General features: G+C 39.4%; 13 protein-coding genes. 3 read left to right on the top strand and 10 right to left on the bottom strand.

Features of this window, described 5'->3' with window-relative positions; translation table 11 throughout:
• The first annotated feature begins 41 nt into the window (after nt 1-41).
• Entirely contained in the window at nt 42-899 is an 858-nt protein-coding gene (locus ADM90_RS03420) for a DegV family protein (protein WP_053993666.1), read from the top strand.
• Nucleotides 900-1011: 112 nt separating this feature from the next.
• Here ADM90_RS03420 and ADM90_RS03415 read toward each other — a convergent pair whose 3' ends face one another.
• The 8 genes from ADM90_RS03415 to ADM90_RS03375 all read right to left on the bottom strand — a co-directional run bounded on the left by ADM90_RS03415 (nt 1012) and on the right by ADM90_RS03375 (nt 14383).
• Nucleotides 1012-2481 (bottom strand): alpha-amylase family glycosyl hydrolase, encoded by a 1470-nt coding sequence (locus ADM90_RS03415; RefSeq protein ID WP_053993665.1) that lies wholly within the window; start codon nt 2479-2481, stop codon nt 1012-1014.
• Nucleotides 2482-2668: 187 nt separating this feature from the next.
• Entirely contained in the window at nt 2669-3034 is a 366-nt protein-coding gene (locus ADM90_RS03410) for a YisL family protein (RefSeq protein WP_053993664.1), read from the bottom strand.
• A 241-nt stretch (nt 3035-3275) separates the two neighbouring features.
• Entirely contained in the window at nt 3276-4178 is a 903-nt protein-coding gene (locus tag ADM90_RS03405) for a fumarylacetoacetate hydrolase family protein (RefSeq protein WP_053993663.1), read from the bottom strand.
• A 125-nt stretch (nt 4179-4303) separates the two neighbouring features.
• Nucleotides 4304-5470: a DUF418 domain-containing protein gene (locus tag ADM90_RS03400; RefSeq protein ID WP_053993662.1), complete on the bottom strand. Its 1167-nt coding sequence runs from the start codon at nt 5468-5470 to the stop codon at nt 4304-4306.
• Between the two features lie 86 nt (nt 5471-5556).
• On the bottom strand, nt 5557-9273 hold the full coding sequence (addA, locus tag ADM90_RS03395; protein WP_053993661.1) for a helicase-exonuclease AddAB subunit AddA: 3717 nt from the start codon (nt 9271-9273) through the stop codon (nt 5557-5559).
• Between the two features lies 1 nt (nt 9274).
• Nucleotides 9275-12784, bottom strand: coding sequence for a helicase-exonuclease AddAB subunit AddB (addB, locus tag ADM90_RS03390; protein WP_053993660.1), 3510 nt, complete (start codon nt 12782-12784; stop codon nt 9275-9277).
• A gap of 397 nt (nt 12785-13181) precedes the next feature.
• Nucleotides 13182-13820, bottom strand: coding sequence for a TVP38/TMEM64 family protein (locus ADM90_RS03380; RefSeq protein WP_152927965.1), 639 nt, complete (start codon nt 13818-13820; stop codon nt 13182-13184).
• Nucleotides 13821-13831: 11 nt separating this feature from the next.
• A complete protein-coding gene (locus tag ADM90_RS03375) occupies nt 13832-14383 on the bottom strand; it encodes a helix-turn-helix domain-containing protein (protein ID WP_053993657.1) in 552 nt (183 codons plus the stop codon).
• Nucleotides 14384-14507: 124 nt separating this feature from the next.
• Between ADM90_RS03375 and ADM90_RS03370 the strand changes: the two genes are divergently transcribed.
• Together ADM90_RS03370 and ADM90_RS03365 are read left to right on the top strand one after the other, a co-directional pair.
• On the top strand, nt 14508-15239 hold the full coding sequence (locus ADM90_RS03370; RefSeq protein ID WP_053993656.1) for an AzlC family ABC transporter permease: 732 nt from the start codon (nt 14508-14510) through the stop codon (nt 15237-15239).
• Entirely contained in the window at nt 15236-15562 is a 327-nt protein-coding gene (locus ADM90_RS03365) for an AzlD domain-containing protein (protein ID WP_053993655.1), read from the top strand. Before ADM90_RS03370 ends, ADM90_RS03365 begins: the two co-directional genes overlap by 4 nt.
• Nucleotides 15563-15599: 37 nt before the next feature.
• Here ADM90_RS03365 and ADM90_RS03360 read toward each other — a convergent pair whose 3' ends face one another.
• Together ADM90_RS03360 and ADM90_RS03355 are read right to left on the bottom strand one after the other, a co-directional pair.
• The gene (locus tag ADM90_RS03360; protein WP_053993654.1) at nt 15600-15821 is read right to left on the bottom strand and encodes a DUF2198 family protein; all 222 of its coding nucleotides are present in this window, start codon (nt 15819-15821) and stop codon (nt 15600-15602) included.
• The gene (locus ADM90_RS03355; RefSeq protein WP_053993653.1) at nt 15821-17002 is read right to left on the bottom strand and encodes a PDZ domain-containing protein; all 1182 of its coding nucleotides are present in this window, start codon (nt 17000-17002) and stop codon (nt 15821-15823) included. Before ADM90_RS03355 ends, ADM90_RS03360 begins: the two co-directional genes overlap by 1 nt.
• Between the last annotated feature and the right edge of the window lie 60 nt (nt 17003-17062).

Genomic DNA, 17062 nt, shown 5'->3' with positions numbered 1-17062 from the left:
TAAGTTCAAGTTAAAGATGTTGAAAATAAGGGGGACAAGAAATGAAAATATTTACGGATAGTGGCTGTGATTTACCAAAGTCTTACTATGAAGAAAATGATGTCGTGCTACTCCCTTTACGAGTGCAATTGAACAATGAAGAATATGAAGATGTGATTTCCATTGATTCTAAAGAAATTTATGATGCTATACGGCAAGGCGCACATCCCAAAACATCACAAGTATCACCAGAGGTTTTTTTACAGCACTTTGAAAATCTCGCTAAAAATGATGAAGAAGGAATCTATATCGCCTTTTCATCCGAATTATCCGGCACATATAGCACCGCTCAAATGATTCACAAGCAATTACTAGAGGATTATCCTTCCTTGAAGCTAGTTATTATCGACTCAAAATGTGCTTCATTAGGACATGGTCTTGTGGTGGAAGAGGCTGTTCGTCTACGCAATGCAGGTACAACATTGGAGGAAATGCAAGCTAAAATTACTGCACTCGCCCCGCAAATAGAGCATTTATTTACAGTGGAAGATTTAGACTATTTGGCAAAGGGTGGTCGTTTATCAAAGGCAAGTGCATTTTTAGGGGGGCTTTTGAGCATTAAGCCTATTTTAAATGTAGAGGACGGCAAGCTTGTACCGATCGAAAAATCACGTGGCCGTAAAAAAGCTCTTGCACGTATGTTGGATATAATGCAAGAGCGAGGTGGTAGCTTTACAGATAAAATTGTTGGCATTAGTCATAGTGATGATATAACCTTTGCCAATGAGGTAAAAGCAGCTATTCAGGAACGCTTTTCACCTAAGGCTATTCAAGTCACAATGATTGGCTCCGTTATCGGCTCACATGTTGGGCCAGGCACAATTGCAATTTTCTTTACAAATAAAAATTATCAAAACTAATCAAAAAGGCTATGCAAAAAATTTTCACTTTTTGCATAGCCTTCTTCTATTAATTAAAATATACTAAGCTTCTGTGGTGGACACAATTAATTATGATGAGCCTCAGTACATTTTACGACTGTATATCTTTCTTTGGACGAGGAGCTTTTCCTCGTTTAATGATAATCACTACAAAGCCAATAAAGATTACCCATACTAATCCAAGTGCTACCATATATGGAATATTAAATCCACTATCATTGCGAACCTGATAAATTTCGACCATTTCACGATCTAAAATAACAGGATACACCTCATTTTCATTTAAACGAACCTTTTCCTCATGTAAAATCCCATTCAGCATTTTACCTTCACCCAGTTGTGCAGGTGTTAAGTCAACGCGTTGTGTTGCACTTGTATTGTTGACCATAATAACCCATTTTTCTTCATCTGATGTACGTGTAAAAACAAGTAAGCCATTGTCATTTGTAATAACTTCAAAATCACCTTTACGTAAAGTAGCGGATTGATTGCGCAATGATTGAACATTTTTAATATAATCAATCAGTTCTGTATCTGTTTTAAAGTTATAAAGCTGATGTGTATCAGGTTTTGCCTCCCCATTCATCGCAATTTCGGTTCCATATTGCACAACGGGAATCCCTGGCAACATAAACAAAGCCCCCATTGCCATTTTCAAACGCGTAGGCGGGAACATATTTTCAGTTGCAGAATCGAATGTAAAACGGTACGTCTCCAACGAATCAATCATAATCTGTACAGGCTTTTCTCCTGTAAATGGCTCCATTAATTTCGATGAATCCATATCCACATTTTTGAACATATGACGATAGATCTCCGCTATGGCTGGAGTGAAAGCCGCATCAAAATTGGCATCGCTTTCTTCGTTACTAATTACATAAAGTGACGCCTTTGTTTCTTTTAAAGCCGCTATCATCTCATTGATAAAATCTGTATCAGCCTCTGCAATATTTGTTAAGCGCACACCACCTATACCATATGTAGAAACAAATTCAGTTGCTGATTGGATAAGTGCCTCTTGCACATCCTTGTTTGTTAAATCCCACTGTACTTGTCCATTATTAGTCGAAGCAACCCAGTCAGCTTTTGTAGCATCCTTTGCCCACTCATGATTTGGGCTTACATTGTTAAGCGGAAAATCCACCATCATAGACATATTTTTTGCCTTGTAAGCTTCTACAACACTTTGGAATTCTTCTGATGTCCCAAAATGACGCTCAAGTGTGGTATAGCTTGTTAGCAGTGATCCATCATATTTTTCTGTTGAAAAAATAGGGCCAATTGAAACAATGGTATAGCCCATTTCACCGATAAAATTTAATTTATCTTGTAAGCCTGTAAAATCGCCACCTGCAAATTTCTCAGGATCTTTCGTATTTGTATCAAAATCGTTTGAGCCTGAACCATTAAAGAAACGGTCAACGAGTAAATCAAAGATGCTTTCTTCCGCAATCGATCTTGTTGCTGGTTCATCCGCATAAGCCGCTGGCGCTAGGCTTACGAATGAAGTTGCTAATAAAAGTGATGCAGCTGTTGCACTTATCCACTTCTTGAATTTCACTATTATTCCCTCTCTTTCAAACCAATCCATCGTCATTTTACCAAATAACACTGGCACGTCGCTATCATTTCAAAAGATTTTCCACAAATGCAAAATAAATTACGGCAAAAAGGTGTCTGTCTAACCCCTTCTCTTTTTACTCACAATAAAGGTCGTGAAGCAAGCACCTCACGACCTTTACAAATTATTATGCTAGGAAATCAAAGTTCAGTGGCAATTTAAAACCTAAGAACAGTGTAATAAATAGGAATACCGCAAATAAAATCCAAAAAATTCCTGTTGGTTTATTTTTCTGTTGGCGCACTAATACCATTTCCATCATACCAATTACTAAAATACCGAATAAAAATTTCAGACCATACATCATCGGGTCAACCGTCTGATATTGGAAGAATAATGCTGCACCTGTAATAATAATTAGTACGTAGAATAGACGTAAAGCCATATGTAAGCCTTTTGATTGCTTGCCCATAAGCGCTGCAATTAAAAAGATAACAATCGCCACGACCCACGTAGTAATATGCAAATGCGTTTGGCTCGTTAAAAAACTCATGTTTGTTCCACCTCATTCTTTTTCTATCAAACTCTATCCTACCATGTGATGGAAAGGGTTTCAAATCTTACAATAGCGTTCACAAAATAGACGAACAAATATACTAGCACTTCTTTGCGACTTGCTTTACTCACAATCAGCAAATTTTAAAACTACTATATGAAAATAGGTGAACTTTTCACTTATTATGTTGACCATATAAAAAATCCGCGGAGCATTGCACTCACGCGGATTCGTATTCTTACTCAAAGTGATTGACTAATGTACCGATTCCTTGAATAGATACTTTTACAGTATCTCCAGCCTTTAAGAACTGTGGTGGGTTCATGCCTTTGCCAACCCCTGCTGGCGTACCTGTTAAAATAACATCGCCCGGCTCTAATGTTACATGCTGAGAGAGAATAGCTACTAATGTTTCTACAGAGAACATCATATTTTTGGTAGAGCCATTTTGACGTACTTCATCATTGACCTTTGTCACGACTGTTAAATCTTGTGGATTTGGAATTTCATCCTTCGTTACAAGATATGGTCCAAGTGGGCACGTGCCTTCTAAGCTTTTCCCTAAGAAGAATTGCTGGTGTTTTTCTTGTAAATCACGAGCTGTTATATCATTAGCAATTGTATAGCCAAATACGTAGTCATAAGCTAAGTTTTTCGGAATATTTTTACCACGTTTACCAATAACGATAGCAAGCTCACCTTCATAATCCATTTTTGATGAAAGCTCAGCATGAATCGATACAGTTTGTCCATCTGCTGCAATAGCTGTTGGTGATTTTGTGAAGATCATTAAATCCGTTGGTGCTGCCTCCGCACCCATTTCCTTCGCATGCTCATTATAATTTTTACCTACACACATAATATTTTTTGGTGTACGTGGAATCGGTGATAACCATTCAATAACTGTAAATTCACGTTTAAAACTATCAGCACGATCCGACTTTTCTGCTGCTTCTACTAATTTACGAATCTGTTCAACAAAATCAAAGCCTAAAGCTATGCCATCCACAATTGAACTTGAAAAAGAAGGGAGAACTTGAAGTTCATTTTGAATAGCGAGTACATCCCATACCGCTTCTTCTTTTTTTACTTTTGGTCCAAAGCTTACATGTCCACCTAATTTGAATGATAAAATTTTCATGATTTTAAGAGCTCCTTCTTTTTTCTACATAATACAACAATATGATAGAAATTGCTTTACTTTTACGACAATAATTTTATAAGTTGCTATATTCTTCATAGATTATGCCTATAAAGAGGTAAATATTAATGCGATTCTACTTTTTGCTTATACGTTAATTTACGCCATAGTGCCTCTAGTGGTCCTTGCTTCCACTTGGATAGCCAAATTTCAGCTATAACCATTTGTACCACGATAATCCCGATAGCGATGAAAACGCCTGTAGCAACTGTGATTTTACCATACCAGCCAAAGCCAAATTGATAGAATAAGCAAGTACCAATAATCGATTGCATAATATATATTGTCAATGACATACGTCCCATATTCGCCAATGGACGAAGCAGTTTTGGTACAAACGGCCATAAGCAAAGTAGGACAACTAGACCAATATAGCCAATAGATAGAATAGGTCCTCCAATATAAATTTTTATGCTATCCAGTAAAAGGGTACGTGTAAATAAAATAGGCAAGCTTTTTAGGAAAATACCTATTACAAGCCCACTCACTGCTAGCGTAATCCAGAGCCACTTCAATTCCTTAGCACGCTCCACTAAATGCCATTTTGACGCTGCTGCTCCAACTAGCATATAGGGCAGAATTGTAAATAAAGAGACAATCCACATAAGAGGACTAGCTTGAACAGCTAAATCTGCTAACCGTTGTATAAAAGCATCCACCCATGTACCTGTTCCATATGCAGTAATTGCTTGCTCAATCGAAACAATATCCACATAATACCCCTCAGCCTCAGGAACATTAACAAATGCGAGTGCTAAGAATGTAAAAGCATGCATTATACCATTAAGGATAATAGCAATCAGCAATAACCAAATAGGTCGTAGACGTAGTAGCAGCAATAAAAAAACGCCACAAAAGGCATACATCATTAAAATATCGCCCCACCAAATCAGCACGGCATGGATAACACCGAAAACAAATAATACTAAGAGCCTACGAAATCCTAGTGGATAAAAATTTTGTGCGCGGCTCTGTGCCTTTTGCCATTGCATGGCAAGCCCATAACCAAATAGCATTGCAAATAATGGATAAAAGCTACCTTGCACATAAATATCTAAATTCTGTTGCCAAACGATATCGGACGGCGTATTAAACCATGTTGCCAAATCAATATGGGGCATTGGCAAATAAAAAGCATACATATTTACGAGTAAAATACCTATCAAACTAATGCCTCGTAAAATATCTAATGTTGCAATTCTCTCCTGCAACATTGTCGGTTTTAACTCCACAAAATAAGCCTCCTCTTTCATCAAAACAATGATACAAGCAGAGCACTGCCAGATGCCATCGCTCTGCTTGCGTGATACTCACCTCTTTATACCTGTACGCTCTGTCCACTATCAAATAAATATACTATTTTATCGCTTACTTTAATATGAAGAATCGCTTCAATTGCTTCACTATAGACACGTAGCTGGACAGCATAGCGATCTCGTATTTCCTTTGATAATGCAGGCTCCTTGGCAAAATGCGACTGAATACGATCTGTCTTATAATCGAGCAAGATCCAATGACCATGCTCATCCTCCAATAGACAATCAATAATCCCCTGCACAATTTGAGCATCGCCATCCTCATCTACTCGACTAATTGTAAACGGCATCTCTCTTCGTATTTGCTTTGCTCGTTTAAAACGTTGTCCAATAGCTGTAGTAAAGAAATGAAAAATCTTCGCTAGTGGCACAATTTCTCCCTCTGTCTCTGTTAAAAGTTGTCTTGCCACTAAATCTGCCACAAAGCTTCTTACTTCCTCAAGATTGTGAAAGCCCTGCTGTGGCACATGCTGCATCGCTGTATGTACAGCCGTTCCTATCTCAGCGCCTGTTAGCTGCTGCTCCTGTAAAAATAATGGTCGCGGTGCAATGGCCGTGATACTGCGCTTAGCAGGTGCTGCAAAGTAAAATTCAGGTTCTTCCTGACGCTGTAAATTTTCTAAACGTTTAATTTCACTAACAGACGTTTTCGAGCGTTTTCTTGTTGATTTTTGATAGGCATATTGTGCTTGGAAGCGTGTCGTTATTTCAGACAATAAAGCCTGATCTTCTGGCATTGCCAGCAACTGCTCTACCTCATCCTCTAATGCTTCTATTTCATATGAATACTGGCTTGTATCAATCGCTTGTACCGACCAATGAGAATGATCTTCCAATGCCTTATAGGTGGATGTAGCGACTGAGGCAAAATCCACATGCCTTGCCACGGCTGGTCCAACCCAGTCCAAATAACTATTAGCTCTAGCACGTAAATATTCCTGTAGCGGTGCATCTGTTGACAAGCTCTGTGACTCCTGCCAGCGATCACGAGTTTTGCCCCAATTTTTCACAGAGCCCACTAAAATGAGCCGTTCTTTAGCACGTGTCATCGCCACATATAAAACACGCATTTCCTCTGCACGCATTTCAAGCTCCTTTTTCTCCTTTAGCGCCAAAAATGGCAGAGATGTATACGTAATACGATTTTCTGGGTCAATCGCCTTTACTGCTAATCCGAAGTCTTGGTCAAATAAATAGGGCTGATGAAAATCCATCTTATTAAATGGTCGCCCCATTCCTGCCACAAAGACCACTGGATACTCCAAACCTTTTGAAGAGTGAATGGTTACAAGACGTACAACATCATCCTTTTCGCCAATTGATTTAGCTGTTCCTAAATCATCTCCACGTGTACGCATCCGATCAATAAAGCGTAAAAAACGGAATAATCCACGGAAGGCTGTTCGCTCGTACATGAATGCACGATCATGTAAAATGCGCAGATTCGCCTGTCGCTGCTTACCATTTGGCATCGCACCAACCATTTCGTAATAATGGGTATCTAAATAAATCTTCCAAATTAAGTCTGACAATGAGCCGCGGCGCGCTAAATCTCGCCAATGTTCAAAAGCTAACATAAATCGTTGAAGCTTCTCAAAGGTAACGGTTTGTACACCGTGTCCCTCACTACGAATAAATTGTCGTAATGCGTCATAAAAAGGTACTTTAGGATCAGCTAAACGAATTTGAGCTAGTTCATTTTCTGTCAAGCCCACAAAAGGTGCGCGTAACACAGAAGCTAATGGGATATCTTGGTACGGATTATCGACAATCTTTAATACATTTAGCATAATCATCACTTCAAGCGCATCAAAATAACCTTTGGATGACTCTGCATATAGCGGAATACCAGCTAGCTTAAATTCCTCCACTAAATCGTTTGACCATGTCATCGAGCGCATTAAAATCACGATATCACTATATTTTAACGGTCGCTCTGTCTTCGTTTTTGTATCATAAACCGTTGTACCCTCAGCCATCATCTGCTGGATACGTTTGATAATAAAGCGTGCCTCATATTGTGACTTTTTAAGCTCCTCTAGTTCAGTGGCTTCATTCGTTATTTCCTCTGCCTCTTCAGCTTCTTCCTCTTCCTGTGGAGGATGCAGCACTGCAAGCTCAACAGGAATTTCTTTATTATCATACGGTGCTGCTGGCTTTAATGAGGCATTATCATTATACTGAATTTCACCAACACGCTCGCTCATTATTTGGGCAAACACATAGTTTGTTGCATGGAGCACCTCTTTGCGACTTCGGAAATTTGCGTTTAAGTCGATACGCATACCTGTTGATGTTGGTGTTTCCACAAAATCACTATATTTTCGCATAAAAAGCTTTGGTTCAGCTAAACGGAAGCGATAAATGCTCTGTTTCACATCACCAACCATAAACAGATTGCCATCCTGCTCTTCACCTGTTTTTATAAGCTGTAAAATGGTTTCTTGTAATAAATTCACATCCTGATATTCATCCACGAGCACTTCTTTAAATTGCTTTTGCATATCTAATGCTACGGGAGAAGGCCCCAGCTTGCCCTCACCTTTTACTGTTAATATTTGCAAAGCATAATGCTCTAAATCTGAAAAATCAATAATGCCCCGCTCTAGCTTTGCCAGTCGGAATTGCTCACTAAAAATGACTGTTAACTCCACCAATGTTGTAATGGTTGGTGCCATTAACCGTATTTCCTCAAGCAAGCGTGCAGGTGTACGAACGAAATAGGTTTCTTTGATTTTATTCATCATTTTTTTGGCAGCTTCTCGCTTTTTCTTGGCAAGCTCCTGAAGCTCCACGTCTACTAAAGCATCCTTGGATACTCTTTTTAACGTAGACCATTTCAGCATTGTAAAATAATCAAATAGCTCCTGCCATGTACCATCCTGACTAATACGAATGCCTTCTTGAATCATAGCAAAATCAATTTCTGCCGTTTCCGCATACGGGGCAGGTCCTGCTGGCTGTAATGTAATTGCCCGCATTTCTGAAATTAGTCCAAAGGCTTCCTCCAAACTATGGCGAACCGTCAATTTGACATACTGAGAGAGCGCTAAATCGTCAATCGTTATATCCTCGGCTAACTCATAGGCTTTTGGCAGGCTCCATAGCCATTTTTGTGGCTCTGCATGTACGCGAGAGGTATCATAAAGCTTGCTAATTAATGTTTCAATCGCTTGATCATCACGATCTGAGGTAAAGCTATCAACAAGACGATAGATGGCCTGCACGTGTGTCTCATCCTCAGCATCATACGCTTCCTCTAGTACCTCGGCTAAAATATCATCTCTTAATAAAGCAACTTCAGCTTCATTGGCAATACGAAAGCCTGGGTCAATATCAAGCAAATAGGCATATTGCTTTACAATGGCTAGACAAAAGGAATGCAATGTTGAAATTTGCGCTTTATTGACAAGGCTAAGCTGACGCCGTAAATGCTGAGAGTTTGGATTTTTTTCGATCGCCTTTTCCAGCGCTTCTGCCATACGATGACGCATTTCAGCAGCTGATGCGTTCGTAAAGGTTACAACAAGCAGTTCATCTACATTAATAGGATTTTCAGTCGCAATCACCTTTTCAATCATACGGTTAATTAGGACTGCTGTTTTTCCCGATCCTGCCGCAGCTGATACAAGTGTATCCTGACCACTCGCATAAATCGCCTTCCATTGATCATCCGTCCATGTCACATCCGCTGGCTTTACAGGAATTGTTTGTCCCATATTACTCCATCTCCTTCCGAATTTTATCAACAATTTCATTCGGCTTTGCCTGTACTAACTGGCGATAGCTTTGCTTGCCATCAGTTGGATCAAACTGACAAACCGCGGCAAATTGACAATAATCACAAGCTGTTTTTGTTTTTAATTTATATGGGCTAATATCTGTATCACCAGCTAAAATACCATTCCCTGCTTCCTGATGCTTGCGCCGTACAAAGTGCTGTAGATTCTTCATATCATCGACAGGCACAATACGTGATTGTGATTCAGATGGTGTCCCGTCTTTTTTCATATAAACGGGAATAATTTTAGAATGTCCGCTCTTTTCCTCTAGTTGCTCATCCATCGATAAAATAGCCTCAGCATTTTCAGCGAGCAGTCCCTTCATTTTATATTGCTTTAAACGATCCTCTTCGATTTCGCTATCTGTTAAATCCTTATCGAGCTTTAGCATTGGATTGTGGACGTGAACATATAGGACACCGGCTGGCTCTGTTTCGCCTGGCAGCCAATAAGAGCTGTTTTCCATAGCCACATCTAAATAAGTGAGAACCTGTAAGGACAGTCCATAATACACTTCGTTTAAGTCCAAATCACGAGCTGATGATTTATAATCGACGATGCGTAAATAAGAGCGATTATCGATTGTTGCACTATCCACTCTATCAATGCGTCCTCGCATAAACATTTTTTTGCCACCTGTTAAATCAATTTCAAGCGGTGGTAGCTGCTCATTCTGTCCTAGCCCAAACGATGCCTCAATAGCAATTGGCTTAAAGTGAGAGACATTGGCATGCTGTGTTAATGCTGTCATTGTTCGCTCAACAATACGAATAAGTTTACGTTGAATATAGCGATAGCGCGCACTTGATAGTAAAATTTGCTGTGAAAAGACTGGCACAATTTGCTCCACAGCCTGACGTGCTAATTGTTTAATTTGCTGCTTTGTTAGCCGTATCCACGACAGCTGCTGTCGATGTGTTTCTTCTGTAATCCACTTTAAGGCTTCATGGAATAAATCACCCATTGCAAAGGTTTCCAAGCGATATTCAGCACGTTCCTCTAAACGTAAACCATACGTTGTGAAATGGGAAAATGGACATCTAAAATATTTCTCAATGCGAGAAACACTTGAAGTTAGCTTTTGTCCATACAATTCCTGCGTAATATAGGTTTCCAGCGGCTCTGCCTTATTTTTATGGGTAATCGGATAGCGCACACGTTCAAAAATTAATGTCCAATAAGGGTCCTGTTTATAAAATTTTTGCAATGCCAGCCATTCTGGTGCTAGTTCACGGCTATGTTCAGCCTGACGCAGCTGCACCATCAGATGCGCTAAAGCGGTACGCGGATGACGTAAATAGGGTAAAGCATCGCCCTCTAACAATTCAATTGGGTCAATGACAACACGTTCTACTGGGACATCACATAATAGGCCAGGTGTGCTAGTATTGCCAATTATTTTCTTTATATAGATGGAAGCTAGCAACGCCTTCCCCTCTTCATCTGCTGAAGGATATGTTATATAAAGCTTCTGAGATGGCGTTGTCACCGCGCGGTAAAATAGAAAATTCTCCTGCAATAGGCGATTAACGGAGGATGGGGCAAGCTCATAGCCAATTTGACTAAACCATTCACGTTCTGTATCCGATAATAAGCCCTCATAGTCCATTCGGGTTGGATAAACACCATCATTCATCCCTACTACAAAAGCTGCTTTTATATCGGAAAGTCGCGCTAAATCAACTGTCGCTACCATTACTTCATCTAAGGTAGGCGGAATTCTCGAAAATTCTAATGTATCAAACCCTTCATCAAGAATCTTTGCCGCTTCCTCCACAGACAGCTCCTGCTCTCCAAACATATAAACAAATTGATCCAGCACAGCTACCCATTCATGCCACGCCTGCTCATGCTCGCTTGCTGCTAATACATCGCCTCGCTCAAGCTCACGATCCTTCAAGGCTTGAAGCTTATCATAAACGTGCAATACCTCTACAAACTCAAATAAAGCAGTTGCTATTGCTCGTCCTGTTTGCGCTCGTTCAAGCTGATCCTGCAAATTTTTTAATGGTTGACGAATTTCATCTCGAATGGCCTCGATTTCTGCCTGCATTGCTCGTTCCTCATCTGTTTGTACACGCGAATGGAACTCTAAGCCACGATATTTTTTATAAAACCAACGAGACTCCTCAAACCAACGTTCTCCATAAATCCCCTGTGCTAAGCAATAATTTTCTAAACGATCTGCACGCTCACGCCAAATCGCTAACTCAGCCTGTAATGGGAAAAATAAATCTGTTTTGACACTACGAAAAACAGGCTCATATTTCCAATTAGAGGTTATAACCTCTAATGCGGAGCGACTTAGCTCAATTAATGGATGGTGAAGCATTGTCTTTTTTGTATTTGTAAAAATAGGAATTTCATATTGTTGAAAAATACTAGTAATAAGTGGATCATATAATTCTGCCTGGCGATATAGTAGTACAATATCACGATAACGATAACCATCTTCCTTAGTTAACTTTGTTATTTCCCGGGCAATGGCGTGCACCTCTGCTCGGCGATTAGACGCCTCAAAGACCTGTACATCTCCTGCGGTTTTTTTTGTTTGCGGCACTATATCAGCAAATCCAGCCTCTATATGTTGCAAATCATTGGAATAAAATCGTCTTGGTTGATAAAAATGGATTGGTGCATCAACTTCAATGCCTTCTTCCTGTACAATATCATGTAGTCGCTGATGGGTTAATGCCCCCTCATGAAATAAAGCCTGCTCATCGAATGCCTCATCCATATGATCGAATGGTAGAACAACTGTTACTTGTCTTGTAACCTTTAATAATTCTCGCACTAGCTCTAGCTCTCGCACAGTAAAGGCTGTAAAACCATCAATATAAATAGTCGCCTGTTTCATTGTTTCTGCATATTTTAATTGCTCAGTTAGAATTGGATAATAGCCCTCACTATCGACATAGGTTGTACCAAGCTGTTCCTCTAATGCCTGTAACACAACATGCAAATCACTTGCTTTAGCCTGTAATGTATGAGGTGCATCAATTGCCTTTAACGAGGCTGTTACCTCTGCTAAAACAGTGCTATTGACACTATAACGGCTAAACTCCTTTAACAGCGCTTCAATTTCCTCTGTAAAGCCACGTTTGCCAGCAGCTTGTCGAAATAAAGAGAATTCGCTTTGTTGTTCCTCTAACAATTTGCGAATCAGCATGCGATAACCATAGCCATTTACTTCTTTACGAGCAATCCCACCTGTTTCCTGCAACACAAGCCATGCTAAACGTTTAAATGTCATCACCTGTGCACGAATTAAGCCTTGTACACCATGTTTATTCGTGAGTTCATATTCTGTAGAATAGGACATCTGATCAGGAACAATAATAAAAATAGGATGACCTAATGGATCTGACTTGAGTTGCTCGACAATTTCCTTATAAATAAAAGCGGACTTCCCTGTTCCTGAACGCCCCGAAACAATACGCAATGTCATGACCTTCTCCCCCTTTTTTAATTTGAGATTGAGTGGACTTCTGGCTGTTTTGATCAGCTTGGCCCCATTTTGAACAATTGTTCTACTAGTTTCATCACTTTAATCCTATTATTGAGCGATTTCACTGCTGATTTGATCACTTTAACCTTATTATTGAGCGATTCTACTACAAAATTGATCACTTTAACCTTATTATTGAGCGATTCTACTGCCAAATTGATCACTTTAACCTTATTATTGAGCGATTCTACTACAAAATTGATCACTTTAACCTTAGCTATCTTAAATTCTATCGAAAAAAGCTAGTAAATACTATCTAACAAGCTTCATCTGGTAACAATTAAAAACAGCCTCTTCTCATCTATAACAAAAAAAGGCTGTTTGCTTGGTTAAGTTATTAACTTGCATGTTTATCTCGGTTTTCTGGCAAATTTCGCGCTTGCCGTAAATCTCTCTCAACACGCGCATTCAAACGTTTCTCGATCAGCTTGCCTATCCACCATAAAATCACAATCGCAACAGCTGCAATCACCAATCTTACAGGGCTTGTCAGTAATGATTTTAAATCATAGCCGAGTACACTCATCCCTAAAATCATGACAAACTTTCCAGCTAGTAAAACAATTAAGTAAAACTTTTTATGAATATTGGATAATCCTGCAACAATATTGACAATAACAGACGGTGTAAAAGGGAAGCATAGCAGGACAAACAGAGGACTAAGACCATTCATATCCACCCATTGAATCAGCCTTTGTACTTTTTTACCGCCTGTTAAAAATCGCAGCTTTGGATGCTTGCCAAAATGACGGACAAGCAAAAATACCACATAAGATCCAGCGACAGAACCTAACCAAGACAATAAAAATCCTATCCATAATCCAAATGCACTTGCATTGGCCACAACAAACACCACTAACGGTAAAAATGGTAAAAACGCTTCTAAAAACGGTAGCAATAAACCAATAATTGGACCAAGCGTTCGATACTGTGCCGCAATTTGTTCGATATTTTCTACAGTAAACCATTCACTCACTATTGACACCTCTATTTATACTGTAAAATTAAATGTAAAATGGTTAGCCCTTCTGATGTATTGCGATACTCATGGGGTTGATGCCCTGAGAATACTAGTGTATCCCCTTCATCCAGTAATTCATGCATATCTCCAGCAGAAATCATGGCTTGTCCTTTAATAACAATTACAGTTTCCTCTACCCCTTCTGTATGAGCTTCACTCCTGCTTACTGCTCCTGGTTCCATTTCAACCTTATAAAATTCCCAGCCCCTCTCAGGACTATAGGGAATAATCGAATATACACGATAGCGTCCCTCGTCCTCATCCACATGGGGTGCATCTTTGCTACTATAACGCGTGTAATGAGCTGTTGGTGGCTGTAGTAAAGAAGAAAAAGAAACACGCATACCTGCTGCAATTTTCCAAATTGTTGATACAGTGGGATTTGCTTCACCTTTTTCAATTTGAGCAAGCTGTGCCTTACTAACACCTGTTGCCTTTGCCACATCATCTAAGCTGACATAACGTTGCTGTCGAATTTTTTTTAATTGGAAGGCTAAGTTTCGACTCATTTGTTCCATTGCTATTCACCAATCTCTATTGTTTATTTTATCAGACATATGTATACTTTAATAAACACATCTAACTATCTAACTATTCTATCAATAGTATACATTGATTTTTTTAAGAAAGGATGACCTATTTATGACAAGTACAACAGAGCCTCATCATGAAACAACAAACTCTCTTAATAACAGCTTTTTACAAGGTGTGAAGGATTGTATTCCCACTTTACTTGGCTATATTAGTATAGGACTTGCATTTGGCGTTGTAGGTTCCGCTTCAGGGCTATCTGTACTCGAAATTGCCCTTTTAACAATTCTTGTTTATGCAGGCTCTGCACAATTTATCTTTTGTGCACTTCTTTTAACGAGCAGTCCTGCTTCTGCTATTATTGTAACCATTTTTGTGGTCAATCTACGTCATTTATTAATGAGTTTAACATTAGCTCCCCATTTTACGCGCTACTCCATGCTAAGAAATGTTGGGTTCGGAACATTATTAACAGATGAAACCTTTGGGGTAGCTGTAACGAAACAAATGCAAACAGGTAAATTACACGGTAAATGGATGGATGGGCTAAATATAACAGCCTACACTTTCTGGATTCTTTCCTGCGTGGCAGGTGCCTTTTTAGGACAGTGGGTCGCAAATCCTGAACAATGGGGATTGGACTTTGCGTTAATTGCGATGTTTATTGCTCTGTTAGTTCTGCAATTAAGCAGTGTTGGGAAAAGCAAAATTATGCACTATATTAAGTTAATCGGCTATATGGCACTCATTATGTACGGCCTCTCCTATGTAGTTCCTTCCCATGTAGCAGTTCTATTAGCAACGGTCATTGTTGCAACAATTGGGGTGGTGACGGATAAATGACAACAACCTCTTATATGGTATGGCTTATTATTGGCTGTGCAGTTGTTACATGGCTGCCACGTGTTATTCCATTTATCTTTGTACGCAGTGTTATACTGCCAGATGTTGTTCTGAAATGGCTTAGCTTTATTCCAGTGTGTATCTTAAGTGCCCTTGTCATCGAAAATTTATTAGATGCAGAAAGTGGTCAAGTCGTCACACTGGATTGGCCTATTTTTATCACATTTGTGCCTACCTTAATCATTGCATTGCTGACAAAAAGTTTATCTATTACAGTTGTTGCAGGGGTTATAATAATGGCAGCTGTGCGATTCTTTATGTAAAAAAGTCAGTCCCATCACTAAGATAGGACTGACTCCTTTATTTCCTCATTTTACTTGCCAACCAAAAGCCTATTGTTAATGAAAAAGCATCAATTATAAAAATAATAGATGGAGATGTATAGCCTGCATAAACAGAGGCTGCGATCAGGGCAATGGCTAAGGCTAAGGCAATATAGCGATTATACGTTATTCTTGTAAACAATAACACAAGCAAGGCAGGGATGAAGAGTGCTAGCATCATTTTCCCAAAAACATCCATTATACATCCCTCGGCTCAGCTAGTAGTAATCCAATACGGTAATGATCATTACTATAAATGACATGCTGTGTTAAACGAATTTCATTGTTGCGATCTAACACTTCTAGGCGACAATGTGCCGCATTTAATTGCAAAGCTTCATATAGCTCGTTTTCTGTAAAAATCGCTACTCCATTTACTTTGCAAATACATTCACCAGCAAGTAAACCCATTTTTTCAGCTGGTGAATCGGGCAGAACCGCTGCAATCACAGCCCCCTTTGTACTGGGTGCTATTGCATAATGATCGGTTTTATCCTGCCATGCGTAATAAATAGAGATACTAATACGACTGATTGCTCCCAGTGCAAGTGTGGTCAAAGCGATCAATGGCTCAAAATAAGCAGCCAGTCCACCAAGTAAAATGAGCTGCCCTAGTAATAATACAGAGCGGCCAATTTTAGGGAATACTAAAGCTGGCAAATCTTTTCTTGTAAGCTTTGAAAAACCGATAACAAGAGGGAACAACACAAGCGCAAAGCTATTCTCTCCAATTGTAAATTGTGGCCAGTATGGTAATGCCGCAGCAATCGTATCACCAGGCATCACAAAGAAAATGGGTAACATCCAGACATTTCTTGTGCGATAGACAATTGCCTGCATACCTCGTTTTGTTTTTTCAATACTAGGCGTTGCTACCTTTAGCGCTGCTCGTCGAATAAGAAGCCCTTCTGCAATCACACTAAGACCTACAATAATAGTGATTGCTACAATGGCTCCGTCTATGACATTGACACCCTCCAAGGAAATTTTCCACCAAGAAAAAGTCCAATCATAGTAAAACATCGCCCATACTGCAAGCGTTGCAACACCCATTGTCAAAACAGGTGACAAAGCGTTGATAACATACAATACCAATGCTACTACGGAGACCACTATTAACATCATTAAAAATACGTTGGGTACAGTTAGTCCCGCTACAATACTGATAAAGGAAATAATCAGTGCATACAGCCAGCCCTCTTTCCATTGTCCGATTAACTCCGTCCAGCCCCAAATAATTCGTCTATTAAAATAGTTACGCTCCTGTTTAACACGACGATACCCTAATAAAATAGCAAATATAATGGCTATATATAATAACGGGTTGAGTAAAAAGCGGCCAATCGCTGTTACAATCTCTATAAATATATCACTAACCATACGAACACCCGCCATTTCTATGTTACATGCTATGAATTTATTGTATCAAACGACTACAGT

Source organism: Lysinibacillus macroides (genome assembly GCF_001281525.1).
Taxonomy (GTDB): Bacteria; Bacillota; Bacilli; order Bacillales_A; family Planococcaceae; genus Lysinibacillus; species Lysinibacillus macroides.
The sequence above is the reverse complement of the archived record's forward strand: the minus strand, read 5'-3'. Positions and strand labels throughout refer to the sequence as shown.